Genomic DNA, 24,868 nt, shown 5'->3' with positions numbered 1-24,868 from the left:
AACCTATCAGGTAGGCTGGTCACGCTCGCTCAATATGGAAAGCGTCACTTCGCCGGGTTGCGCAGGCGCGCTTTGAACGCGCGGCCCTCGGCCGTGTCTCGCTGGTTCACCAGCGTCTGCACGTAGTACGCGAGCGCCCACAGGTTCTCCTCGGGAATGGCGCCCTTCCACGTCGGCATCGCCGCCCCGCCCACGCCCGCCGCAATCACCCGGTACAGGTCCTCGCGCTGCCGCTCCGGCGTGTACTCCGCTCCCTCCACCTCCGTCCCCAGCGGCCACACCGTCCGCAGCCGGTGCATCAGGAAGTCTGGCGGCAACACCCTCGCCATCTGCGCGGGCTCGCCCTTGTCGTCCACCGCCACCGTGTAGTCCGAGTCCCGCGCCTGCTGCGTGTACGGATCCACCTTGCTCAGGTCCACCTTGCGCCCCGTCACCTGCTCCACCAGCACCTCCAGCTCCGGCTTCGGCAAGTACGAGATGTGGCACCCCGAGCACCCCGCGTTCCCCTTCCCCGCCACGTGGTAGGCCCGCTTGCCCCGCTCCACCGCCTCCGCCTCGCGCCCCTTCCACGGATCCGCCGACGCCTCCAGCGGCTGCCCCGGCGCCTCCTGCTGCCAGCGCGGGCTGAACGTCTTCACGTACTGCACCACCGCCTCCACGTCCGCCTCCGGCACACCCCACGGCAGCATCGGCGTGCCGTGCAGCCCTCGCCGCACCGTGCGCTTCAGCGCCTCGTCCGTGGGCAGCTCACCCGCCGCCACTCCGCCAAACTTGAACAGCCCCTGCTTGAAGTTCCGAGGCGGTGGACGCATCCCCACCGCCGCCGGCCCCTGCCCATCCCCTCCCGAGCCGTGGCAGGACAGGCAGTAGTACGCGTACACGTCCCGCCCGCGCTCCAGCGTCTCCGCCGCCACCGTGCGCCCGTCGCCCAGCTTCAGCGGCTCGAGCTTCGGCGCCGGTGCCCCCGCGCTGCACCCCACCCCGAGCGCCACCAGCACCGGCAACCACCCCAGCCCCGTGCGTCTCGCGCTCATGGCAGGTACACCGCCGCGAAGAGGATCAGCCCCGTCACCGTCAGGAAAGCTCCATAGAGCGCCCAGAGCCGCAGCGCTCCGCGCACCTCCACGCCTCGCAGCCCTCGCACCAGCTCGCGCACCAGGCCCACCCCTCCCGCCACCACGTGCGCACCGTGCACCGCGCCCAGTCCGTACACCACGGACGCGTACGCCCCACCCTGCGGCAGCTTCAGCCCCGCACTCCACAGCGTGCTCATCACGAGCCCCTGCACCGCAAGCGAGGCCACCAAGGCTCCCAGCGCACCCCCGGCCCACGGCAGCGCCTTCGCCCCGCGCCCGCTCAGGTGCAGCAGCGCTGCCGCCACCCCGAGCAGCCCCACCGACACTGCCGGGAGAATCCTCGGCAGCGGCGGCATCCCCGCCAGCGGCCACGGGTCCCGCATCCGCAGGTAGCCCACCGAGAACGCCAGCGCCGCGAAGAGCATCCCCCACGCGCTCAGCGCCACCACGGCTCCGAACCAGTCCGTCCCCGCGTCTGTTCGCCCCGCGGGAGCAGGCGTCTCCACGGGCGTCATGCCGTCCCTCCCACGCTCTGCACCGGTCCCGGCTGCGCGGCTTCACCCTCCGCCGCGGGCGCCGCCTCTCCCGGCAGCACCTCCGCCTGGCCAATCCAATCGCGCCCCAGCCGATCCATCACCTCCGGCTGCGAGAGCGCATACGGCCCGCGCACCACCACCGGCACCTGCGGGTAGTTGTCCACCGGCGGCGGGCTCGGCGCGCACGTCCACTCGAGCGTCCCCACCTGCCACGGGTTCGCATCCGCCGCCGGCCCCTTGCGCAGCGTCCACACCAGGTTCACCACGAACAGCAGCTGCGTCAGCCCCAGCGCGAACGCCGCGAAGCTCGTCCACTGGTTCAGCTCCAGCAGGTGCTTCAGGAACGTGTACTGGTACGGGTCATACAACCGCCGCAGCTGCCCCGCGTACCCCGTCATCAGCTGCCCGCCGAACACCGCCAGGAACAGCACCGCGCTCAGCAGCACGTGCGCCCTCGACAGCCCCGCGTGCAGCGTCCGCCCGAACATCTTCGGGAACCAGAAGTACAGCCCCGCGAACACCGCCAGGAAGCTCGCCGCCCCCATCGTCAGGTGGAAGTGCCCCACCACCCACATCGTCCCGTGCAGCGGAATGTCCGTGGCCACCGTCCCCAGCGCCAGCCCCGTAATCCCTCCCAGCCCGAACACCACCATGGCGCTCACCGCTGCCAGCAGCGGCGCCGTCAGCCGCACGCTCCCGCGGAACAGCGTCGCCAGCCAGTTCAGGAACAGCACCGTGGACGGCAGCGAGATGATCATCGTCAGCGTGCTGAACGCCCGCCCCAGCATCGGCGACAGCCCGCTCGTGAAGAGGTGGTGCGCGTACACCAGCCCGGACAGCGAGGAGATGACGCCCATCGCCAGCACCGTACCCCGGTACCCGTGCGCCGGCCTCCGGCTGAAGAAGGCCACCATGTCTCCGATCATCCCCCAGCCCGGCAGGATGAGGATGTAGACCTCGGGGTGCCCGAACAGCCAGAACAGGTGCTGGTAGAGCATCGGGTCACCCCCGGTGCCCGGCGTCAGCGCCGCGCCCTCGAGGAAGAACCGCGTGCCCGCCAGCCGGTCCATCAACAGCATCCCCGTGGCCGCCGCCACCACCGGGATGAACAGCAGGTTCAGCACCGACGTGAAGAACAGCCCCCACACCGTCAGCGGCAGCCGCTTCCACTCCATCCCTGGCGCCCGGCACCGCACCACCGTCACCACGTAGTTCACCGCGCCCAGAAACGACGAGAGCGCCGCGCACACCACCCCCGCCATCACCAGCGTCTGCCCCACGCCCGGCGTGAACACGTGCGTGGACAGCGGCGGGTAGCTCGTCCACGCCGCGCTCGCCGTCCCCAGCCGCACCCCGAACGAGGCCAGCACCAGCACCCCGCCCACCGCGAACACCCAGAAGCTCAGTGCCGACACCCGCGGGAACGCCATGCCCCGAGCGCCCACCGCCAGCGGAATGACGAAGTTACCCAGCGCTCCAATCAACAGCGGCGCGATGGCGAAGAACACCATCAGCAGCCCGTGCATGGTGAAGACGCCCGTGTACGCCGGCGGCGTGAGCGCCCCGCCCGAGCTCGGCAGCGCCCACCCGAGCCCCGGCACCGCCCGCCCCGGGAACGCCCACTGCCAGCGGATGAGCATCGCCAGCAGCCCGCCCACCAGCAGGAACCCGAACCCCGCCCAGAGGAACTGCCGCGCCACCACCTTATGATCCGTGGAGAAGAGCTTCATGGCGCGGGCCTCCACTCCCAGCCCCAGTGCGCGGCCGTGTCCTGCGCGTCATACGCCTGCCCCGCCTGCTTCCCCGCCTCGCGCAGCCACGTGGCGTACGCCTCCGGGGACATGACCGTGAGCGTGCCCCGCATCTTGTAGTGGCTCGTGCCGCAGTGCTGGTAGCAGGCCACTTCCCACGTGCCCTCGCGCGCCGTCTGGAACCACGTCTGGTTCACCCGGCCCGGGATCGCATCCAGCTTCACCCGCAGGTTCGGCAGCGAGAACCCATGCACCACGTCCGAGGACGCCAGCTGCACCCACACCGGCGCGCCCACCGGCACCCGCAGCTCGCTCCACGTCAGCACGTCATCCGCCGTGTTGAAGCGCCCATCCTCGCCCGCGTACCGCACCTCCCAGGCCCACTGCCGCGCGTTCACCTCCACGCGCACCGTGTCCGGGCTCTTCTCCGGCACCTCGAAGTTCCACAGCACGTCGTTCAGGTACCCCAGCGAGCGCGCGAACAGCGTCCCGTCCACCACCCCGAAGATGGTCAGCGCCGCCACCATCACGAAGGCCCGGCTCCGCATCGTCCCCGCATCCGGCGCCACCTTCCGAGCCCCTCGGAAGTGCCACAGGAACCCCACCAGCACGCCCAGCATCAACACCGACAGGATCAGATCGAAGCGGTGGCTCAGCGCCAGCAACGCATCGATGGGATGGCTGTGCGCGCTCACGTTCTCCGGAGGCGCCAGCAGCGAGGCGTCCATCACGAGCTCCTCTTGGCATCACCTCGCGCGACCCGCACCGCCGCCCACACGCCCACCGCCACCAGCAGGAAGGGCGCCAGCAGCAGCGCACCCACCAGCAGCGCCGAGCGCCCCGCCGACTCCGGCGCCCTCGCCACGCACGTTGGGCACGCCCACGCCCACCCGGGCAGCAGGCCCAGCACGGCCGCCAGCACCGTCCTCAGCATCTGCACGCACCGCGTCAGGGCCCGCGCCCAGGCCTGGAGGGACATGCTCGGGAGAGAGGGCTCGTGCCGCAGGGGCCCTCCGGACTCCGAGAGGGCCGCCGTGGCAACCGGATCAGGGCGGTCACAGGGCATCGGCTCACCGGCTACCATGCCCCTCCACGCCCCTCAAGCGCCGCACGCTCGGCCCGCATCCTTATATAGGCAATGCATGCCCGCCCGCTGTGCACGCTTCCCGGCAAGGCTCTCGGACCCTCGGGCACCGCGCTGCGTCACCGCGTCCCTTGTGCTCCCGTGGTACTTCCGTTAGCTGTCCGCTGCCTCCGTCCAGGGCCTTCTTCATATGTCCGCTGAGACTCCTGCCTCCGCTCCCGCTCCCGCCGCCCCGATTCCGCTCCTCCGCCACCCCGCGCTCTGGCTCGGAGTGGCCGTCATGGCGCTGGGGATGGCCGTGCTCGCCGCAGGCTTCCTGCGCGCCCGCTCCCAGCCGCTGCCCCAGCTCGGCACCCTGCCCGCGTTCTCCTTCACCCGGCAGGACGGCTCCGCGTGGGGCTCGGCCCAGCTCAAGGGCCACCCCTACGTCGCCAATTTCATCTTCACCCGCTGCCCCACCGTCTGCCCCGCCTTCACCCGGAGGATGGCCCACATCCAGAAGGAGACGGACGCGTTCGGGCCCGGCCTGCAGTTGGTGTCCTTCTCGGTGGACCCCGCCTATGACACCCCGGCGCGCCTGGCCGAGTACGCCCAGAAGCATGGCGCCAACGCCGCTCGCTGGAGCTTCCTCACCGGCGACTACGCCGCCATCAAGGACACCGTCGTCAACAGCTTCAAGATCTACATGGACCGCCAGTCCCTGGATGAGGCCGACGTGATGGGCATCTTCCACGGCGACCACTTCGTGCTCGTGGACGGCATGGGGGAGATCCGCGGCTACTACGAGAGCCGTGACGAGGAGGCTTTCCAGCGGCTCCTGCGTGACGCGGCGCGGTTGGCCCGCGAGAACGGCTAAGTGCCGGAAAAGACGAAGGGCCAGTCCCCGCATAAGGGACCGGCCCTCGTTGATGCGGCCTCAGCAGGCGCCGCGAACTTCCTGACGACTACTCCACGTGCTGCGCGTGGGCGTGAGCCAGGATGTTCTGGAAGTTCAGCTGGCCCAGCGGGTTCTCGGCGAACGCGCCGACCTTGTCCGCCACGCCCTTCACGGTCTCGGCGATCTTGGCCACATCGCCCACCGTCTTGGCCACGCCACCCAGCGCGCCCAGGGTGCCCAGCGGGCCGCCGCCGAGGAAGCTCGCGGCGCCGTCGATGACCTTGTCAGCCAGCGGCTTCAGGAACTTGCCGAAGGGGCCGAGCTTGTCCAGGAACTTCCCGGCGATGTCCTTGATCGGCTGGGTCAGCGCGCTCAGCGGCTTCTGGATGACATCCATCACCTTGCCGGCGATGTTGGCGACCTTCCCAGCGACCTCGGAGACCTTCTTCGCGACGTCGGCGATACCCTTGACGACCTTGCCCATGGCGTGACTCTCTTTTTTCGAAGTTTTTAGTGGAGAAGTACTGCTTACAAAGGAGTTATCGGGGGGGTAGGGAAAAGGTTTCCTGCGTGCATTTTCCCGATCAATTTCCGCCGATCCACGCCTCTGCCTACTTCTTGTCGCCCGTCAGCGAGGGGCCCTTGGGGCCGCTGGAGGCCTCGAACTCCGAGTTCTGGAAGGACTGATCCACGCCGAACTCGCCCTTGGCGATGGCCACCAGCATCTTGCCGGCCTCCTCGGCCGTCACGACGTTGAAGCCGTTCTTCTTCAGCTCCTCGTCGGAGACGACGTGGACCTCGGGCTCCTTGTCCTTGTCCTGGGCGTACTTGAGCACCAGCTCCACATAGTCCTCGAGCGACATGCCCACCGCCTTGGCGATGCGCTTGGTGTCTGCATCCTTGAGCAGCTCGGCGCGGACCACTTCGACGGGGCGCTTGAGACCACGCTTCGGGCGGGGAGAGGTGTCCTGAGACATGTCTTCGACTCCAGGGGTTTGGGGAGATGAAGGCGAACCAGGACGCAGAGTCTGCCCGGGAGTTCCGGCTTTACGCAAGCTTCCGCCTTCTTTGCGTTCGGCGGCGCTTGGGTTAGCAACGCGGCTGGAGGTTGCCCATGTCTGAGGAGTTCACGCCCATCCCCTACGTGCCGGAGCAGCACTTCGCCCAGGTGCTCCGGTGGTTCGAGCTTTTTGGCGAGACGATGATCCCCGAGGCGCTGCCGCAGACGGGCTACATCGTCCCGGGTGTCGCCGCAGGCTTTCTCTACCGCACGGACAGTTCGGTGTGCTGGTTGGAGAGCCTGATCGCCAACAAGGATGTGTCCAAGGAGGAGCGCACCCGGGCGCTGGATGCCGTGGTCGTCGCGCTGAGCCGGGACGCCAAGAAGCTGGGCTTCAAGACGCTGCTGGGCTCCACACAGTTGGAGGCGGTGGTGAAGCGCGCACAGCGACTCGGCTGGTCCTACATGGGCGGAGGCTTCCACCTGATCGGCCTGCAGCTCGACACGCTGCCGTAAGCCCCGGGCCTTCGGGCCTGGACGGATCAGGACGTTGCGGGGTGGACACTCCGCCGGGCCCATTCTGGGTTCCCCCAGTCCCATGACTTGCGGTTTTCGGGGGTGGGAACTCATTTTCTCACCACGCTTCGCAGGCGTGGGAGGCACGGATGAGCGGCGGTCGGGGCGTGATGGTTGGGCAGCGAATGTCGGGAGGAGAACGGCTGGGGCTGGTGGGGAAGTTCATCGCGTACGGGCTGGTGGGGTGGTGCATCGAGTGCTGCTTCACCTCGGTGATGGATCTGGCCAGCGGCGCGGGAGACTTGAGGCTCAAGGGGTACTCGTACCTGTGGATGCACCCCATCTGGGGAGTGGGGCTGCTGCTGGGCGAGCACCTGTTGGGGCTGATGCAGCGGGCCGGGCTGAGCCGGGTGACACGGGCTTTCGTGGCCATGGCCGTGTGCTTCACGGTGGAGTACGTGTCGGGCGCCCTGCTGGTGGCGGCGATTGGCCGGTGTCCGTGGGACTACTCGGTGTCGCCGTGGAATGTGAATGGGCTGATCCGCCTGGACTATGCGCCCTTCTGGTTGTTGGGTGGGTGGATCTACGAGCCCCTGGCCCGCTTCATCCGGGGGATCCGCATCTTCGCCCGCGAGCCCGAGGCCGAGCCCACGCCCGGACTGTGGCCTTCTTGAGCTGATCAGCGGGGGCGGGGTACTCCGCCGGAGGGCTGCCACCGCAGGTAGCCGCGCTCCAGCAGCCACGGGTCCGTGCTCACGCTGACGGAGGACGCGGCCAGTTGCCTTGCGCTCTCCTGGAAGGCGCTCCGGGGCTCCCATGCGCCGAGTTCGCGCGCCTTCTTCCAAGCCTCTGTCCATTCGGTGAAGAAGTCGTGGATGGGTTCATCCGGCTGGACGCGGCGGCGCAAGTCCCTGGGCAGCCAGTCGCGGAAGAGCAGCGGGGCAAAGCCCTGGTGGAAGTCCGTGTGGAAGAGGAGCGCCTCGCGGGAGAGACCCTCGGGGGTGCGCCGCAGCAAGTGCACCGCGGTGATTCCGCCCTGCACGTCCGTGCTGCCCTCCACGACGAGGCCTCCGGGCAGCAGCGCCCGGCCCAGCTCCGTGTGCGCGGCCTCCACATCTTCGGCGCGGTACTGGCGCAGGATGTTCATGGCGCGCACGAGCCGTGCGGGCTGTCCTACTGTGGAGGCCCAGTCGAAGCCCCCGTGGACGAAGCGGGTCCGTGCTTCCTCGTGGCGAGCTGCCGCGGAGGCCCTGCCTTCATCCGCCTCCACGCCGATGACAGGCAGGTGAGGGTTCAGCTCCCGGAACAGGGTGGCGCTCTCCAGAGTCGTCCATGGGTGCTCGCCGAAGCCCACGTCCAGGAAGGCCGCGTCGCGCCAGGCCTCGTCCTGACGCTCCAGCAGCGGGCGCTCGCACTGGAACAGGTAGGCGTCCAGAGCCCTGAGCCGGGAGCGAGAGGTGCGCCCGCGCGTGCGTCGTTCCGGGGGCGTCATCGAGTCGCTCACAGTCATCGAGTCTGACAGCAGGCAGGCGAGCTGTCGCCCCGCTTCCGGCTGGTGGACTCGTGACTACCTTCCGCCGGAGCGAAAACGCTTCCGAAACTTCCGGAGTGAGGGGACAGCATGGCGACACTGAGGCGTGGACTGGTGGACAAGGTGAAGAAGGCGGCCTCGAAGGTGCGCACGCGGGGCGTCCAGGCGGCGGCCAAGGCGGGCACGCGAGGAGCACGGGTGCTGGTGGAGACAACGGTGGCCGCGGTGAAGACGGTGGACAAGCTCCAGCAGAAGCTGGGCGGGCGCCCGAGCAAGGTGCGCCTCACGCCGAAGGCCGCCGTGAAAGAGCAGCTGACTGAGACTCCGGTGCAGCAGCCGGAGCCGAAGGCAGCAGCGCCGATGAAGCCGGCAAAAACCGAGACAGCCCCCGCGAAGGGGCGCCGGGCCGCCTCGCGGCAGGTGTCCGAGACCCCGGCGGTGGAGATGCGGGACTCGGGCCGCAAGACGATGCCGGCGGCGGCGCCCAAGCGTTCGACGAAGGCGAAGGAGCCTGCTCCGGCCAAGCAGTTCAAGGTGAAGCGAGGGCAGAAGCACCTGCACTCGGGCCGCTAGCCGAGCAGCCTCGAGCCGCAGAGCCGTGAGCCGAGGGAGAGCGGGACGGCCGGCGCGGGAGGACCCGTCCGCTGACGGGGGGACCCGCGCCGAGACGAGGGACCCGCGATCTGCGGGCCCTACCGTGGATCTGCGTCCCGTGTCTCCCGTTCTTCTGGGAGCTACCTGCGACTGCTGGCCTTGCGCGTGGCAGTCTTGCCGGGAGCCTGGACCTTGCGCTGCTGTGGGGTGAGCCGCGTCACCGTGCCGGGCTTGCGCACCATGGCGGCCTGCCGTTCCTGCTCGGCGGCCTCGCGCTTAGCGGCCTCCTTCGCCGCGCGCCGCTCGGCGAGGGCAGCCCAGCGCTTCTTCAGCGTCTCGCGAAGTCCGGCCGTGCCCAGGTCCACCTGCGCCTGGTTGAGCCGGTAGTGCAGATCCTCGCGCAGCGTGCCGCGCTCCAGCGCCGACTCGGCCGTGCCCGTCATGCCCAGCACCAGCTTGGGCCGCTCCTCCTGCCGCAGCAGGCAGCGGAGGATGTGGCTCTGCGCCTCCAGCCCCAGCTTCACCACGTCCGGCACGAACACCACGCCTCGCGGCCGCTTCAGCGCTTCCACCAGCTCCGCCGACTGGCGGACCTCGAGCAGCTCACCCTCGTGCTCAAAGTGGTGCGCCGCCTCGACGGCCCACGAGCGCCGCTCTTCCTCCGTCCCGCCGTAGAGCAACAGCGCTGCGCGGTTGGAGACGAGCTCCTCTTCGCGATATCCGCGGGGTATCAACACGTCAGACCTTCCTTCCCGGAAAAAGGGGTCGCGTCGAGTCTAACGCCCCCACGGGTTGGACGTCGAATCCCACGGGCCTGTATCAGGCCGATTTCTGGGCTCCGTCACGGAGGGCTGAACGGATTTTCACGGGTTGTGGATGCCCTGAGCGCCCCACCCCAAGGGTTCTCTGGCCTCTTCCGGCGCCGGGACTACCAGCACTGGCCGGTGGCAGCGCGCCATCAGCTCCCGCGCCACCCCGCCCACCCGGCCCATCCTCCCCCCCACTGCCCCCACGCACACCAGATCCACCCCCTCGCGCTCCGCCGCCTGGCAGATGGCCTGCGCCTCCTCGCTCGCACTCACCCCCTCGAGGGTCCAACGCACCCCGTCATTCTCCTGCGGCACCAGCGCCTGGAGCCGGCGCATCATCTCCTCGCGCTCGCGCGGCGGCTCCGGCAGCACCCCGTAGTGGTCCGTCCAGTCCGGGTCCCCCATCCGGCGCACGTGCACGTGGAGCAGGTGCACCCGCCCCCCCACGCCCACCAGCATGCGCGCCTGGGCAATGGCCCGCTGGCTCGCCTCGGTGAAGTCCACCGGCACCAGCACGCTCCGGGGAGCTCCCAGCTTCCGAGGCTTCACAAACGTGGCCGGCACGCACACCACGGACTGCTCCGCGTGCCGCATCACCCCCGCGGACACCGAGCCATGCCACCACCGCTGCAGGCCCACCCGCTGGTGTGTCCCCACCACCACCAGGTCCACCCCGCGCTTCCGCGCCACGTGCAGCAGGTGCTCATCCCGCCGCCCGTAGCCCGGCTCCAGGTGGATCTCCACGTTCCCCTCCCCAGGCACCTCTCCCAGGCGCTCGCGCACCTCGCGCACCAGCACGCGCTCCACGTAGGGGTCCAGCGCCTGGATGCCGCGCACCACCGGATCCAGCAACTCCACGCGCACCGGGCTGTGAATCCCCAGCCGCGTGCGCTCCTCCGCCGGGCTGCAGACATACGTGGCGATGACGTCGCACGGCCCCACCTCGCGCAGCGCCCGGATGAAGGCCACCGAGCCATCCGCCTCATCCGACGCGTCCACCCCCACCATCGCCACGAGCCGCCGCCGGCCATGGGCCCAGTCCACCAGCGCCTCGTCGCGGCGCACCACGAGCACCGGAGCACACGCACGCTGCATCAGCCGCTCGGGCAGCGGGGTGCGGCGCCAGACGGGGATCTGCCAGCCATCGGCGGCCACCACGCACCACTCGGCCTTGCGGCACTCCTCGTCGCCCAGCAGCGCCTCCTCGGCCTTGGGCGTCATCACCGTGTGCACCTCCACGCCCTGGGCCCGGAGCCGCTCGGCCTCCAGCTCGAGCCGCCCATGCAGGACCACCTGCGAGGCGCCCGCTCCGTTCGGGCTCTCAGGCTCCGGGACGCCATACAACATCAGCGGTACCTTCCGCCGCGCAGCCAGGGCTGCCGCGGTGTTGGCTGCTCTCACCGAATCCGGGGACAGGTTCGTGATGCAGACGATGGGCATGGCGGCCACCTCCGAGCCCTCGGGCTCTCCCTGGAGAACACTCGAGGCCCGCAGCTCCCCGGTGTCACCCGTCCACCTCCACGCTGCTCATTCCGGCAGGGAACAGGCGACAAAAGTGGCGGCCCGGCCGCTCCGCCAGGCAGGACACGCCCCGGCACGGAGAGCCCTGGCTCCCCTGGCCGCTTCACGGGCTTCGAGGCGAGCCGAGCCTCAGTGCCCGTGGCCGTCGAACTGGTTGTGGTCCTGCTCGATGCCCTGCCCGCCCCGCTCGCCGTCCTGGCCAAAGGTGACGAGCAGCGGCTCCTTGCCGTTGTTCAGGAAGATGTACGGGCGGCCCCACGGATCCGCCGGCACCGAGGGCGCATAGTCCGGCACCAGGAACTCCAGCGAGTCCCCTTGGGGCAGGGAACCCTTGTCGGCCTGATAGCGCTTCAGCGCGGCGTTGATCACCGCGAAGTCCTCATGGATGCGCACCCAACTGACGTCGTCCCGGCGCCGGAAGTGCAACGACACCAACATCACCACCAGGCACAGCCCCGCCCCCATCCCCAGGAAGAGGCCCAGGGGGGTACGGCGGCGCGCGCGAGTCGTCTCTTCGGTCATGTCCTTACAAGGCGCGGTAGAGCGGCACGGGCTGCTGCTTGCCCTTGAGCCGCACCGGCGGCAGGTCCTCGAACGCCATCTCCCGGCCCTGGACGAGGAAGCGGGTGCGCTCACCCACCAGAATCTCTCCCGCCCCCGCCAGGGCGCACAGGCGCGAGGCCACATTCACCGCGTCGCCAATGCAGGTGTACTCGGTGCGCATGGCGCCGCCAATGTTGCCGGCCACCACCTCGCCCGAGTTGATGCCAATGCCCAGCTCCAACACCAGCGGCTGCCCACTGCGCGCATCCGCAATCCACTCGGCCTCGGCCTCCGCGCGCAGCTCCTGCATGGCCACCATCATCATCTTGGAGGCCTGCAGCGCCCGCAGCGCATCATCGGAGCGGTGCACCGGCGCGCCCCACACCGCCATCAGCCCGTCCCCGAGGAACTTGTCCAGCGTGCCGCCGCACGTGAGCACCGCGTCCGACAGCCGCCCGAGCACCTGGTTGAGCACACCCACCACCTGCTCGGGAGGCAGGCTCTCCGCCAGCCCGGTGAAGTTGCGGATGTCCGCGAAGAGCACGGTGACGACGCGCTTCTCGCCCGTGAGCACCACCGTGTCCGGGCTCTTGAGAATCTCCTCCACCACCGCGTCCGAGGTGTAGCGCGCGAACAGCTTGCGCACGCGCTCCGTCTCGCCCGTGCGGCGCATCACGTTCTCGATGCGCGCCGACAGCTCGTTCATGGAGGCGGACTTGTTCACGTAGTCGTCCGCGCCCGCGCGCAGGCCCTGCACGCGCTCCGTCTCTCCGTCATTGGCCGTGAGGATGATGACGGGCACTTGCCGCGCCGGGCCGTCCTTCAGCCGCCGGCACAGCTCCACCCCGTCGATGCCCGGCATGTCCAGATCCGTCAGGACGATGGCCGGCTGCACCCGGCCCACCTGCTCCAGCGCCTTGTACGGGTCGTCGAAGCAGAGCACCTCGTAGCCCAGCGTCTCCAGCCCCTCCTGCACGAAGGCGCACGCCAGCGGGCTGTCATCCACCACCATGACGCGGTGCTTGCCTTCGGTGGCGGGGCGGGGCGGCTCTTGGCGGCCGGAGATGCGGCCCTGCAGGCTGAGCGCCTCGTAGATTTGCTTGTAGGTGCAGTACCCCATCTCGACGAGGATTTCGCCGAGCTTGCGCCCATCCTTGCGTTGGAAGGCCAGCGCCTCTTCGAGCTGGGCCAGGGTGATGTACTTCATCCCCACCAGCAGCTCGCCCAGCGGCGGGTGCGAGGCCACCTTCTCACTGGTGAGCCCGAGCGCCTCGCCGAGCGCGTCCTGGATTTGCTCTCGGGTGACATAGCCCAGGGAGATGAGGGCCTCGCCCACGCGCTGGCCGGTGAGGGCTTGCAGCGCGAGCGCTTCCTGGACCTGACTGGGCGTGACGATGCCCAGCTTGAGCAGGAGGTCGCCGAAGAGGGGACTGGAGGCGCTCATCGAACGGGCAGACGGAGCCAGCCGAGGGCTGGCAAGGGGAGGGTCCTTTCCTGGGATCCGAGACTACTCCACCGGCTCCCCCCTCGGGAGGAAGAGAAACACGAAGGCGAGTCTCAAAAGACCCCTGCTCTGCCGCCCTCCAGGCCGCCAGCCCCGAGAGGCGGAGCGCCGAGGACTGACCCCAGAGGTGGGACCGAGGCCAGGAGGCGCTCGGAGGAGATGGGAGCGGAGGGCCCTCTTCCGGGCAGAGAGAGGGACACCTCAGTGAGTAGGCTCTGTCTTACATCAGACGACCCGAAGGCGTGAGCTCTGGGCCGTGGGACTGTGGGTGAAAGGAGATTCGATGGAGGAGGGCGCCCACCGCTAGGCTGGGAGGACAGTGGATGCGCCCCACCGCCGTGGCCCGCTCCTTCGTGGAGACACCTCCATGCGATTTGTGCTTCCGTTTCTCTTGGCCGGAGCCGCGTGCGCTACCTCGGCCCCGCCCAACACTCCTGCGCAAGATGCGCCCCTTCCCAGGGGACCGTGGTCGGAAGTGCCAGCCGTCGAGATGCCCACGGGGGACACCTCCATTCCTATCTCCTTGCTGCGAGATGTTGCGGACGCGTTACTCACGCTCCCAGGCGCCAAGGTGTGTGACTGGGTCACGCAGCGGCCCATCGTGGGCCTGTCCACGGAGTACTGCTCGACAGTCTACGTCGCCGGGGACGGCGACTCCCTGTCCTGGCGGCTCTCCGAGCCCGTGCCGGGAAACCACGAGGCATGTCAGCCCTTCTTCACCGTGAAGGATGACGACTACCCTGCCTCTCAGGTGTGGGTCGTGGGATATGTCCACAACCACCTCTGCGCCGCGCCTCCGTCTTCGCGTGATCTCAAAGCATGGCCGACGGACGCGTTCAAACCTCTCGTGGCCATGGCGGAAGTCCGCCTCTATCCAGGCAACCCGGCTCCCGCCCTCTACAAGAACACAGTCATTGAGATGGCGTCGGCGCTGGTGGCGGAGCGCCAGGACGGCGCACGCATCATCCTGCGCTACTTTCCCACGGGCGAGGTCCAACAGTGGAGCCATGTCCGGGCCCGGTGGGTTAACCCTCGGCATGTGCACCCCACGCGGCGCCGACCCTCGTCGCAATACCGTGCCCTCCTGCCGGGAAGGAGCTCTGCAGTTGTTGCGCGAGTAGACGGGTGCGATGCAGGAGAGAGAAATGATCAAGGCGTGTGCATCCGCTGTGCTCGTGGCGATGCTGCAGGGTTGCGCCGCGCCCGCTGCCTCCTGGAAGGGAGGGGTGAAGTGGCCGGAGACCGAGCAAGACGAGCAATCGGTCAAGACCATCGTCCCCCTGACGGAGGCGGGGGCCGCGCTCGCCGCAGCGGCCGCCATCCGCGAGATGGTGAAAACCAACCCGTTTCCAAGGCTCTTCCAGGGGTGCGCCAGTCCTGAGCAGGGAATGGATGTCGCCGTCTTCACGGGCCCAACGCCCGGCCTGTATTACGTGGTCTTGGAGGAGCGCTTCGATCGGTGCGGTGGCCCCATCGGGCGCCTTCTCGACTGGGACTATGTGTACGCAGTCACTCCCCAAGGTGAGGTAGTGGAGAAGGCCCCGCCACCGCGGGGGGAACCGCCTGTCTCCTCCCCTCCCCGCCGAGGCCCTGCTGCACCCGAGCCAACACCGCCACCTGCTGCTCCCCCTCCGGAAACGCGCACCGGTACGCCTGCGCCCACTCCAGGGCCAACCTCTCCGCCTCCACCAGCGCCTGCCGCCCCAACTCCGGCTGCCCCTCCCCCAGCATCACCACCTTCCACCTCCCCGGCGCCGGTTCCGCCCGGGTGAGGGGTTGCAGCGCGAGCACTTCCTGGGCCTGGCTGGGCGTGACGATTCCGAGTTTGAGCAGGAGGTCGCCAAAGAGAGGATTGGGGGCGCACATTGATCTCAGTGCGTCGCCCACGGACACATCACTCTCGGCCATTGTGCCCCGAGCGAACCTACTCGCCTCCGTATCACCGTGCCTCGATGCCGTGAGGGATCTCTGCAGCTGTTGCGCGAGTAGCCGCTTGCCGGATGCTACCCCGCAGCGGAAGGGAGAAACGAAATGTTCAGGAGATACGCGCTTGCAGGGGTCGTCGCGATGGTGTCCGGGTGTGGTGCTCCCAGGGCTGCCGCTTGGAAGGAACCCGTGGTGTGGCCGGAGACCGAACAAGACGAGCAATCGGTCAAGACGCTTGTCGCGCCTGTAGAGGCGGGTGCAGCGGTCGCCGCAGCGGCGGCCGTTCGCGAGTTGGTGAGAACCCAGCCGTTTCCAGGGCTCTTCGACGGATGCGCCAGTCCTGAGCAGGGCTTGGATGTCGCTGTCTTCACGGGCCCGACGCCGGGCTTGTACTACGTCGTGCTGGAGCAGCGCTTTCATCGATGCGGCGGCCCGAGCGGACGCGTTCTCGACTGGCGGTATGTGTACGCAGTCACTCCTCAAGGCGAGGTGGTGGCCGAGGCCCCTCCACCGCGGGGGGATTGGGTTGGACCCCCTCCCGCTTCTCCCGAACCGCCAGTGGCTCCGGAGCGTGAGACGTCCCCCGGTACGCCTGAGCCGCCCCCTATGCCGGCCACCGCGCCCGCACCAACCCCTCCCCCATCTCCAACAACCCCATCCTCACCGCCACCCGCCGCCCCACCACCTTCGGATACGCCGCAATGACAATCCGCCGGTGGTCCGAGCGCGTCCCGTGACTCACCGGCCCAAGGCTGCGTGAAGCGAACCCGCGGAGCGGCTTGAGCGCCTCGCCCACGAGGTGGCCCGGTGCTGACAGCACCGGGCCACGAGCCTACCCATCGCCGGGAGGAGCTACTGCTGGCGCCGCCGGCGGACCACCATCACCGCGAGCAGGCCCAGGCCCATCATCGCCAGCGCGGACGGATCACCGCCCGAGGCCGCGCAGCCGATGCCGTCGCCGAGGAAGTCGCGATCGCCGCCGGTGGGCGGGGTCTGCACGACAGTCCACGTGGCGGTGGCCGGAGTCGGATCCACATTGCCGGCCGAGTCACGGGCGCGCACCTCGAGGGTGTGCTGGCCCGGGGCGAGGTTCGCGAAGGTGGCCGGGTTCGGGCACTCCGTGAACTCCGCCGCACCGTCGAGCTTGCACTCGTAGGTGACGCCAGACTCGGTGGAGCCGAACTCGAATGTGGCGCTGGTGCTCTGCGTCTCGCCCGAGGGTCCGGAGACGATGGAGGTGTCCGGCACGCCCGTGTCGATGGTGATGTGGACGGTGTTGGACACCGGGCTGACGTTGCCCACGCCGTTCGTCGTGGTGGCGGTGATGTCATGCGGACCGTCGGCCAGCGGGGTGGTCGGCGTGAACGTCCAGTTGCCCGCCGCGTCCGAGGTGGTGGTGCCCACCGGGGTGCCATCGACGTACACGGTGACCGTGCTGTTCGGCGGGGCCGTGCCGGAGATGACGGGCGTGTTGTCATCCGTCACCGTGTTGTTGGCGGGACCGGTGATGACCGGAGCGGCCGGGATGGAGGCATCCACCGTGAACGTGTTGGTGTTGGACACGGGGCTGACGTTGCCCGCGGCGTCCGAGGCCGTGGCGTTCACTGTGTGCGAGCCGTTCGAAATGCCCGTGCCCGGCGTGAAGCTCCAGTCGCCGTTGGAGTCCGCAGTGGTGGTGCCCACCACCGTGCCATCCACGCTGATGGTGACGGTGCTGCCCGGATCGGCGGTGCCACTGTAGGTCGGCGTGTTGTCGGCGATGGTCGAGCCGTCGGCCGGCGTGTTCACCACCGGAGCGCCCGGCGCCACGGTGTCCACCGTGAAGGTGTTGCTGTCGGTGGCCGTGTTGCCCGCCGCGTCCGTGGCCGTGGCCGTCACCGTGTGCGGACCATCCGGCAGCGGAGTGCTGGAGGTGACGGTCCAGTTACCGCTGGCATCCGCCGTGACTGTCCCCACCACCGTGCCATCCACGCTCACCGAGACACTGCTGCCCGGCTCGGCCGTGCCGCTGTAGACCGGCGTGCTGTCGTTGATCAGCGAGCCCTCCGCAGGCGTCGTCACCGACACCGCCGGAGCCGTGGCGTCCACCGTGAAAGCATTGCTGTCGGTGGCCGTGTTGCCCGCAGCGTCCGTCGCCGTGGCCGTCACCGTGTGCGGCCCATCCGCCAGCGGCGTCGTCGGCGTGTACGTCCACATCGTGCCCATCACAATCACCGGGCCCACCGCGACGCCGTCCACCGTCAACGTCACCGTCGCTCCCGCCTCCACCGTGCCGCTGTAGGTCGGCGTGTTATCGGTGGTCGTCGAACCCTCCGCAGGCGTCTGCACCACCACCGCCGGAGGCGTGGCGTCCACCGTGAAGGCGTTGCTGTCGGTGGCCGTGTTGCCCGCCGCATCCGTCGCCGTGGCTGTCACCGTGTGCGGGCCATCCGCCAGCGGCGTCGTCGGCGTGTACGTCCACGTCGTGCCCGTCACAACCACCGGGCCCACCGCGACGCCGTCCACCGTCAACGTCACCGTCGCTCCCGCTTCCACCGTACCGCTGTAGGTCGGCGTGTTATCGGTGGTCGTCGAGCCCTCGGCAGGCGTCTGCACCACCACCGCCGGAGGCGTGGCGTCCACCGTGAAGGCGTTGCTGTCGGTGGCCGTGTTGCCCGCAGCGTCCGTCGCCGTGGCCGTCACCGTGTGCGGCCCATCCGCCAGCGGCGTCGTCGGCGTGTACGTCCACGTCGTGCCCGTCACAACCACTGGGCCCACCGCGACGCCGTCCACCGTCAGCGTCACCGTCGCTCCGGCCTCCACCGTGCCGCTGTAGGTCGGCGTGTTATCGGTGGTCGTCGAACCCTCTGCGGGCGTCTGCACCACCACCGTCGGAGGCGTCGCATCCACCGCGAAGGCATTGCTGTCGGTGGCCGTGTTGTTCACCGCATCCGTCGCCGTGGCCGTCACCGTGTGCGGGCCATCCGCCAGCGGCGTCGTCGGCGTGTACGTCCAGTTCGGGCCCGGCACCGTCAGGGTGGTCAGCAGGGTGCCATCCACCCGGATCTCCACCGTGTACGGGCCAGGATTGTTGTCCGACACCGTGCCGCTGTAGGTCGGCGTGTTGTCATTGGTGGTCGAGCCCTCCGCAGGCGTCTGCACCACCACCGTCGGCGGCGTGGCGTCCACCGTGAAGGTGTTGGTGTTGGACACGGGGCTGACGTTGCCCGCCGCGTCCGTCGCCGTGGCATTCACCGTGTGCGAGCCGTTCGCCAGGGGCGCGGTGGGCGTGAGCGTCCAGTTGCCCGACGCGTCCGCCATGACAGTTCCCACCGAGGTGCCGTCCACGCGCACCGTGACGGTGCTGCCCGGCTCCGCCGTACCCGTGTACGTCGGCGTGTTGTCATTGGTCCGCGAGCCGTTGGCCGGCGTTACCACCACCGGCGCCGCGGGCGCGGTGATGTCGATCGTGAAGGTGTTGGTGTTGCTCTGTTGGCTGTAGACCTCCTGCTTCGTGAGCACGGCCGAGACGGTGTAGGTGCCCACCGCCAGATCCGAGGTCGGCGTGAAGCTCCAGTTGGCCGCTGCGGGCAGGCGGGGGATGGTCAGCGTGGTCGCGCCGATCGTCACCGTGAGGATGATCTCGGAACCCGGCGGGAAGGCCGGGTCGAGCGTGCCCGAGAAGGTGGGCCGCAGGTTGTTGGTGGAACTCCCGTTGGCGGGGGTGACCACCACGGGAACCGGCATGGTCTCGGGGAAGCCATCATTGAGGATCTGTTCCACCTTGCCCGGGATTCCGGGGCTCGCGCCGTAGTTCACAGTGTCGCCGGGACGCTGCGTGGGCGTCTGGCCCGCGACTGCTCCATCGGCGAAGACTGTGCAAGAGCCCGTCTGGGACTGCAGGAGCAGGAGCCCACCGCCACCACCGCCACCCGGGCCAATGAAGGCCGTATTGAGGCTTGTATCGCCGCCGCGGCCGCCCTGAGAGAGCACGTTGCAGTTCGCGAGCTGGGCGAAGCGCAGGTACACCGTGCCGCCGCCGCCTCCACCAAACGCGCCGCTCAGGGTGGTGTTGCCTTGGATGGTGGGGCCGGAGCCGCCATTGGCCAGGATGATGCCGTCACCGCCGTCCAAGGACTGGGCCCGCATGAAGATGATGCCGCCACCCGCGCCTCCCTGGTTCGCCGGAGGCGTCAGATCAACGATGCCGTGGCCCGAGCCGCCACCGCCGCCAAAGACCATCCGGTTGAGCGGATCGACGGTGCTGCTGAACTTGGAGCCGCCGATGCCTCCCACAGCGCGCGCGCCATCCGCCGAGGAGTGCGTCTTGCCGCCATCACCGCCCCGGCCCGCGCTGCCGCCGCCCGCGCCGCCTGCCAGGTAGCACACGCCTCCACCGCCACCGTTGGCACCATTGCCGCGTCCGGTGGAGCTGGCGCCGTACAGACCGCGTGCGACACCCTCGGCCCGCTGAGCGCCGCCGGGCGAACCCTCGGTGATGCCGGAGCATCCCCGGCGGGTCGTCGTGGAGTCTTTGACGTACAGCCCACCCCGGAAGCCCTTGCCCGTGACGTCGATGGCGGCTGCCGACTCGATGACCACGCTGCCGTTGGCCAGGAAGGCCAGGATGCCACCCTTGGAGCCGTCCCAGGCAGAGGCGGTCAGCACCGCGCCGCCCCGGATGGTGACGTTCGTGTACTCGGGCACCTTGACGGCCTGCGCGCCCGTCGCCGTGTAAGCGTAGAGCAGCGGTGAGGCCAGCTTCAGCTTGCCCGGCTCTGCCGCCGCCATGCTGAGCCGCGCCAGCTCCCAGCGGCCCACCGCGCCGGTGGTGAGGTTGATGTCCGAGATGTCACCCGGCGTCGGCTCAGGGGTGTACCCCGTGGACTGGTGCACCAGCACGAGATCCCCGGGACTGAAGCCCGTGTTGGTGTCCACGAGCAGCTCAGTGGCACCCACGGCCGCGTCGGTCGTGACCCGGGCGTAGCTGTTGATGACGACCGGGGCCGGCAGGCTCGTGGTGACGTCGAGCACTCCGTCGCTCCCGTCACCCAGCAGGTAGATGTCCCGCCCTGCCATGGCTGGCAGCGCGCACAGGGTGACGGCCAGCAGTGCGTTGCGAAGGATGTTCTTCAAGGATGCATTCCTCATGTGTCTGTTCCCCCCGCTTACTGCTGGGTGCCCTCGCGAGGCGCGGTGATGAAGTCGACCCGGCGGTTCGTCGCCCGGCCCTTCGCAGTCTTGTTGTCAGCGATGGGCCGCTCCTGCCCATAGCCCTTGGCCTCCAGGCGCTGCGGCTCCACCCCCTTGTTGATGAGGTAGTTGCGCACCGCCTCCGCACGCCGGTGAGACAGCGTCATGTTCGCGGCCGGCTTGCCCTGGTTGTCCGTGTGGCCCTCGATGACCACCCGATCCAGCTCCGGGTGCGCCTTGAGGATACTCGCCACCTGATCCAGCAGCTTGAAGCTGCGCGACTGGATGGTCGCCTTGGCCGTGTCGAAGTAGACCGTGTCCTTCAGCTCGATGCGGCCGGACTGGATGGCCACCTGCTGCTTCTGCTTGGCCGGGCAACCCTGGTTGTCCGCGGGACCCGCCTCGGTCGGGCAGTTGTCGCGGTGGTCCGCCACGCCGTCATTGTCGCTGTCCTTGGCCGGGCAGCCCTTCAGCTCGGCGATGCCGGGCTCGTTCGGGCAGCTGTCCTGCTCGTCCACGAAGCCGTCCTTGTCCGTGTCACGCACCGGGCAGCCCTGGCGCTCGGCCGGACCCGCCTCGGTGGGGCACTTGTCCGCCGAGTCCTCGATGCCGTCCTTGTCCGTGTCCGGGCAGCCCTGGAACTGCGCCAGGCCGAACACCTGCGGGCACTTGTCCGCCGCGTCCTCGATGCCGTCCTTGTCCGCGTCCGGGCAGCCCTTGAGCGCGGCCTCGCCGGCCACCGTCGGGCAAGAGTCGTCCTGATCCAGCACGCCGTCCTGGTCCGTGTCCTTCAGCGGGCAGCCTGACGCGTCCACGCGCCCACCCTGCGTCGGGCACGCGTCCACGCGGTTCTTCACCCCGTCATTGTCATCATCCAGATCCGGGCACTGCTCGGGCGTGTGCTGACCGCCCGCCACGCACTTGGGCGGCGTGCTCCCGTAGGCCACGCCCAGCAGTCCGCGGAAAGTCGGCGTGCCCGGCGCATTGCCAAAGCCCACGCCCGCCAGCGCGTAGGCCTCCAGCGCCTCACTCAGCGGCATGCGCGCGCCGGCCAACGCCTCGACGGAGGTGCCCTCGCGCCGGAAGGGGATGGAGGCGATCACATCCAGCTCGCCGCGCAGCCCCTCGCCCGTGGTGGACACGACGCCGCCCAGGCGCAGCTCGTCGCCCAGCTCATCCTTCACGCTCTCATTGCCCAGGGCCACCCGCGGACGCAGCATCGCGCCCGCGTCCAGACCCGCGCGCAGGAAGCCGAACCGCTTGCCCACCATGATGCTGGGCAGGGCGCGCAGGGAGCTCTCCCGGGCCAGCGCCGTGGCGCTGCCCAGCGGCAGGCCCGCCTGGACGCCAATGGAGAGGTCCACCACGTCTGCATCACGCTCGGACAGCACGCCCAGTCGCAGCCCCAGGTACGGCGTGCCCAGCGACAGCCCCTTCCGAGGAGTCCCCACGCCGCGGGCCGTCATATCGTCCCCGCTCTGCATGAAGAGCACGGGCACCTGCGCGGACACCTCGAGCCGGTTCGACAGGGCATACGCGCCCGTCAGGTGGCCCGTCACCCGGTGCTTCACCACCGAGCCGATGCGCTCCCCGTCCAGGAAGAACACGAGCGGATCATTCTCGTAATGGCCCGTGAGGGAGAAGCGGTACGCGCCGTTCTGCAGCAGCTCGCCGGTGCCCAGCAGCAACGAACCCTGGCCACTGGGGTTGAGCGACAGTCGCTCCAGTTCGACCTCGGGGAGCCCCGCGGGCTGCGCGAGCGCCGTGGCGCTGATCAGGCAGGCGGCGAGCGCCAGCGGCAACGCCAGCGCAGGGGAGGGTCGCTTCTGGAGCGCCCGGCGGGTGTCTCCTTCGAACGAGCCCGCGAGCGGTGTGTCTTCAGTCATGTCGTGGTCTTTCCAGCAGAGTCAACAAGATGGGCCAAGGGCGCGGAGCCAGTTTCAGGGCATGTCAATCGAGGAGCGTTCTGGCTGCATCCCCGGGGGGGCACGAGGTGGCGCGAGTTAACCGTGAGTGGGGCGGTTTTCCACTTCCCCGCCAAGACTTCAATGGGTCCGTTGGCTATCCAGCAAAGCCGGTGCCGCTCCAACCGAGCCAGCAACCCATCGAAATCATGGAGTGCACGGCCCCCTTCGCCTCTCGGCGCGTGGAGCATGACGCGGCACTGTCGCGTTCTGCCACAGCCGGGTGTCCTCCCCTCGGCAGTGAGGAGTTCCAGGCACTTGGGCGGCGCCGTGGGGTGCGGATGTCGCGCTTCGCCGCAGAGAGGCCCGTGCCTCGCATCAGAGCGGCGGTGCGTCGGTTTCAGACGCTGACGCGTCAGGCCCATCGCTGACATGCCAGTCGTCGGGACCCAACGGCGCTCCCTCCCCTGCCTGCTCCAAAAGGAAGAGGCCGAGGTGCCGCGCCCCTCGAGGGGTACGGAGCCTCGGCCTCTCACCGCGCGGGCCCCCGGCCCTTCAGCCGGGGAGACCGCCGGAGGTTACTGCTTCGCCGCGCCGTCCTCGGCGTAGCGGGTGAGGAACTCCACGCGGCGGTTGGCGGCGCGGCCCTCGTTGGTGGTGTTGGGCTGCACCGGGCGATCCGGGCCGAAGCCCTTGGCCTCGAAGCGCTCGGCGGCCACGCCCTTCTTCACCAGGTAGTCGCGCACGGCCTCCGCGCGCTGCTGGGACAGGGTGCGGTTGACTTCGGCAGGACCGCGGTCATCCGTGTGGCCCTCGATGATGACCTTGGTGATCTCCGGGTGCTCGCCGAGCACCTTGGCCATCTGGTCCAGCAGCGCGTTGGAGCGCGCCTGGATGGTGGCCGCACCCGAGTCGAAGTACACCTTGTCCTTGATGTCGATGCGGTCCTGCTTGATGACGATCAGCTGCTTCTGAGCCGCGGGGCAGCCCTGGTTCTCCGCGGGGCCCGCCTGGTTGATGCAGTTGTCCAGGTGGTCGGCCACGCCGTCATTGTCCGTGTCCTTGGCGGGGCAGCCCTTCAGCTCGGGGATACCGGCCTCGTTCGGGCAGCTGTCGTTCTCGTCGAGAATCTTGTCGTTGTCCGAGTCCTTCGCCGGGCAGCCCTGGCGGTCCACCGGACCGGCCTCGTTCGGGCACTTGTCGGCCGCGTCATCCAGGCCATCGCCGTCCGTGTCCGGGCAGCCCTGGCGATCCGGAGAGCCCTTGAGGGCGGGGCACTTGTCCGCGGAGTCCGGCACGCTGTCGCCGTCCTGGTCCGGGCAGCCCTGCGCCGACTCGGCGCCAGCCACCGTCGGGCACTTGTCGGCCGAGTCCGCCACGCCGTCCTTGTCCTGGTCCGGAATGGGGCAGCCCTTGGCGTCCACCTTGCCACCCTCCTTGGGGCAGGCGTCGTCACGGTTCTTCACGCCGTCGTTGTCGTCATCCAGATCCGGGCACTGCGAGGGCTCGTGCTTGGCGCCCGCCACGCACTTGGGCGGCATGCCGCCGAAGGCCGCGCCCATCATCACGCGGAAGTTCGGGTTGCCCAGCGTGTCGCCAAAGCCCAGGCCGCCGAGGGCGAACACCTCGACGTCGTTGGACACGGGGCCACGCACGCCCACCAGCGTCTCAGCGGCGAGGAACTCGTGGCCGAACGGAATCCACATGAGGATGTCGGCCTCGTAGCGCAGGCCCTCGCCGGTGGTGGACACCGCGGCGCCCAGGCGCAGGCGGTTGTAGGCCTCGCTGTTGTCGCCCTCGCCGATGCTCACGCGCGGACGCAGGTCGGCGCCGAGCTCGAAGCCCGCGCGCAGGCCCTCGGTCTCACGGCCCACCATGATGCGGGGAATGGCGCGCAGCGAGTTCTCACGAGCCAGCGCCCGATCGCTGCCAATGGGGAAGCCCACGCTCACGCCGGCCGCCAGGTCCACGGGGATGGCCTCGGACTGGTTCAGCACGCCGATGTTGAAGTTGGCGATGGGCGTGCCCAGCTTGAAGCCGCCCGTGGGCTGGCCGAAGCCGGTGCCTTCCAGGTTGCCCTGCTCCTGGCTGAGGATGAGGGGCACCTGCAGGCCCACCTCGAGCGTGTCGCCCAGGCCGTAGGCGGCGATGAGGTGGCCCGTGGTGCGGTGGCTCACCAGCGTCACCTCGCGGAACCCACCCTCCACGGAGGCATCAATCAGCTCGGGCGTCAGCGGCTTGTTCTCGTAGTGACCCACGAGCGAGAGCCGGAAGCGGCCATTCGGCAGCAGCTGGCCGGAGTTCACCAGCAGCGAGCCCGCGCCGCTGGGATTGAACTCCAGGCGCTCCACTTCGAACTGGGGCAGACCGGCCGGCTGGGCCAGGGCGGAGGTGCTGAGCACCAGCGCGGCAAGGAGACTCAGGCGGGCCGCAGGCGCGCCCATTCGCTTTGAGAGAGAGGTGGGTCGGTTCATTCGATCATCCATCGGGGTGGACTGTGGCGCACCGGAGAGCTGCCCCCGGT

Annotated in this window: 20 protein-coding genes; 4 read left to right on the top strand and 16 right to left on the bottom strand. The window is 69.4% G+C overall.

What is annotated here, in order from left to right:
- Positions 1–44: 44 nt before the first annotated feature.
- The 5 genes from DB31_RS19135 to DB31_RS44915 are packed head-to-tail and all read right to left on the bottom strand — an operon-like array spanning position 45 to position 4,342.
- Positions 45–1,034, bottom strand: a complete 990-nt coding sequence (locus DB31_RS19135; protein WP_044189593.1) for a cytochrome c — start codon at positions 1,032–1,034, stop codon at positions 45–47.
- Positions 1,031–1,591 (bottom strand): cytochrome c oxidase subunit 3, encoded by a 561-nt coding sequence (locus DB31_RS19130; RefSeq protein ID WP_044189591.1) that lies wholly within the window; start codon positions 1,589–1,591, stop codon positions 1,031–1,033. Before DB31_RS19130 ends, DB31_RS19135 begins: the two co-directional genes overlap by 4 nt.
- The gene (locus DB31_RS19125; RefSeq protein WP_083968487.1) at positions 1,588–3,342 is read right to left on the bottom strand and encodes a cytochrome c oxidase subunit I; all 1,755 of its coding nucleotides are present in this window, start codon (positions 3,340–3,342) and stop codon (positions 1,588–1,590) included. The genes DB31_RS19130 and DB31_RS19125 overlap by 4 nt, the downstream gene beginning before the upstream one ends.
- Positions 3,339–4,091, bottom strand: coding sequence for a cytochrome c oxidase subunit II (locus tag DB31_RS19120; protein ID WP_052420086.1), 753 nt, complete (start codon positions 4,089–4,091; stop codon positions 3,339–3,341). The genes DB31_RS19125 and DB31_RS19120 overlap by 4 nt, the downstream gene beginning before the upstream one ends.
- On the bottom strand, positions 4,091–4,342 hold the full coding sequence (locus tag DB31_RS44915; protein WP_157232055.1) for a hypothetical protein: 252 nt from the start codon (positions 4,340–4,342) through the stop codon (positions 4,091–4,093). The genes DB31_RS19120 and DB31_RS44915 overlap by 1 nt, the downstream gene beginning before the upstream one ends.
- Before the next feature lie 295 nt (positions 4,343–4,637).
- Here DB31_RS44915 and DB31_RS19115 point away from each other — a divergent pair, with 295 nt between their 5' ends.
- Positions 4,638–5,303 carry an SCO family protein gene (locus DB31_RS19115; protein ID WP_044189587.1) on the top strand — a complete coding sequence of 222 codons (666 nt, stop codon included), beginning with the start codon at positions 4,638–4,640 and terminating at the stop codon, positions 5,301–5,303.
- Between the two features lie 88 nt (positions 5,304–5,391).
- Here the strand turns inward: DB31_RS19115 and DB31_RS19110 are convergent, their stop codons facing one another.
- Together DB31_RS19110 and DB31_RS19105 are read right to left on the bottom strand one after the other, a co-directional pair.
- Positions 5,392–5,808 carry a hypothetical protein gene (locus tag DB31_RS19110; RefSeq protein ID WP_044189585.1) on the bottom strand — a complete coding sequence of 139 codons (417 nt, stop codon included), beginning with the start codon at positions 5,806–5,808 and terminating at the stop codon, positions 5,392–5,394.
- A 127-nt stretch (positions 5,809–5,935) separates the two neighbouring features.
- The gene (locus DB31_RS19105; RefSeq protein ID WP_240486762.1) at positions 5,936–6,301 is read right to left on the bottom strand and encodes a hypothetical protein; all 366 of its coding nucleotides are present in this window, start codon (positions 6,299–6,301) and stop codon (positions 5,936–5,938) included.
- A gap of 137 nt (positions 6,302–6,438) precedes the next feature.
- Between DB31_RS19105 and DB31_RS19100 the strand changes: the two genes are divergently transcribed.
- Both DB31_RS19100 and DB31_RS19095 read left to right on the top strand, forming a co-directional pair.
- Positions 6,439–6,840 carry a hypothetical protein gene (locus tag DB31_RS19100; RefSeq protein WP_044189583.1) on the top strand — a complete coding sequence of 134 codons (402 nt, stop codon included), beginning with the start codon at positions 6,439–6,441 and terminating at the stop codon, positions 6,838–6,840.
- Positions 6,841–7,025: 185 nt separating this feature from the next.
- Positions 7,026–7,514 carry a putative ABC transporter permease gene (locus DB31_RS19095; protein WP_240486761.1) on the top strand — a complete coding sequence of 163 codons (489 nt, stop codon included), beginning with the start codon at positions 7,026–7,028 and terminating at the stop codon, positions 7,512–7,514.
- Between the two features lie 5 nt (positions 7,515–7,519).
- Here the strand turns inward: DB31_RS19095 and DB31_RS19090 are convergent, their stop codons facing one another.
- Positions 7,520–8,332, bottom strand: a complete 813-nt coding sequence (locus DB31_RS19090; protein ID WP_044190138.1) for a class I SAM-dependent methyltransferase — start codon at positions 8,330–8,332, stop codon at positions 7,520–7,522.
- Between the two features lie 129 nt (positions 8,333–8,461).
- Here DB31_RS19090 and DB31_RS19085 point away from each other — a divergent pair, with 129 nt between their 5' ends.
- Entirely contained in the window at positions 8,462–8,944 is a 483-nt protein-coding gene (locus DB31_RS19085; protein ID WP_044189576.1) for a hypothetical protein, read from the top strand.
- Positions 8,945–9,105: 161 nt separating this feature from the next.
- Here the strand turns inward: DB31_RS19085 and DB31_RS19080 are convergent, their stop codons facing one another.
- The 8 genes from DB31_RS19080 to DB31_RS19040 form a co-directional block, all read right to left on the bottom strand.
- Positions 9,106–9,702 (bottom strand): Fis family transcriptional regulator, encoded by a 597-nt coding sequence (locus DB31_RS19080; RefSeq protein WP_338034305.1) that lies wholly within the window; start codon positions 9,700–9,702, stop codon positions 9,106–9,108.
- 126 nt (positions 9,703–9,828) lie between these two features.
- Positions 9,829–11,214 (bottom strand): universal stress protein, encoded by a 1,386-nt coding sequence (locus DB31_RS19075; RefSeq protein ID WP_044189573.1) that lies wholly within the window; start codon positions 11,212–11,214, stop codon positions 9,829–9,831.
- A gap of 210 nt (positions 11,215–11,424) precedes the next feature.
- Positions 11,425–11,817, bottom strand: coding sequence for a type II secretion system protein GspG (locus DB31_RS19070; RefSeq protein WP_044189570.1), 393 nt, complete (start codon positions 11,815–11,817; stop codon positions 11,425–11,427).
- A 4-nt stretch (positions 11,818–11,821) separates the two neighbouring features.
- The gene (locus tag DB31_RS19065) at positions 11,822–13,282 is read right to left on the bottom strand and encodes a cyclic di-GMP-binding domain-containing protein, MshE-related (protein ID WP_044189567.1); all 1,461 of its coding nucleotides are present in this window, start codon (positions 13,280–13,282) and stop codon (positions 11,822–11,824) included.
- 1,569 nt (positions 13,283–14,851) lie between these two features.
- Positions 14,852–15,250, bottom strand: coding sequence for a hypothetical protein (locus DB31_RS19060; RefSeq protein WP_044189565.1), 399 nt, complete (start codon positions 15,248–15,250; stop codon positions 14,852–14,854).
- Positions 15,251–16,120: 870 nt separating this feature from the next.
- A complete protein-coding gene (gene agmC, locus DB31_RS19050) occupies positions 16,121–20,383 on the bottom strand; it encodes an adventurous gliding motility protein AgmC (protein WP_240486760.1) in 4,263 nt (1,420 codons plus the stop codon).
- A 32-nt stretch (positions 20,384–20,415) separates the two neighbouring features.
- Positions 20,416–22,326 (bottom strand): OmpA family protein, encoded by a 1,911-nt coding sequence (locus tag DB31_RS19045; protein WP_083968438.1) that lies wholly within the window; start codon positions 22,324–22,326, stop codon positions 20,416–20,418.
- Positions 22,327–22,922: 596 nt separating this feature from the next.
- The gene (locus tag DB31_RS19040) at positions 22,923–24,818 is read right to left on the bottom strand and encodes an OmpA family protein (RefSeq protein WP_052420084.1); all 1,896 of its coding nucleotides are present in this window, start codon (positions 24,816–24,818) and stop codon (positions 22,923–22,925) included.
- Between the last annotated feature and the right edge of the window lie 50 nt (positions 24,819–24,868).

This window comes from Hyalangium minutum (genome assembly GCF_000737315.1).
Lineage (GTDB): Bacteria > Myxococcota > Myxococcia > Myxococcales > Myxococcaceae > Hyalangium > Hyalangium minutum.
Note: the sequence above shows the minus strand (reverse complement) of the source record. Positions and strands in the feature narration are given on the sequence as shown.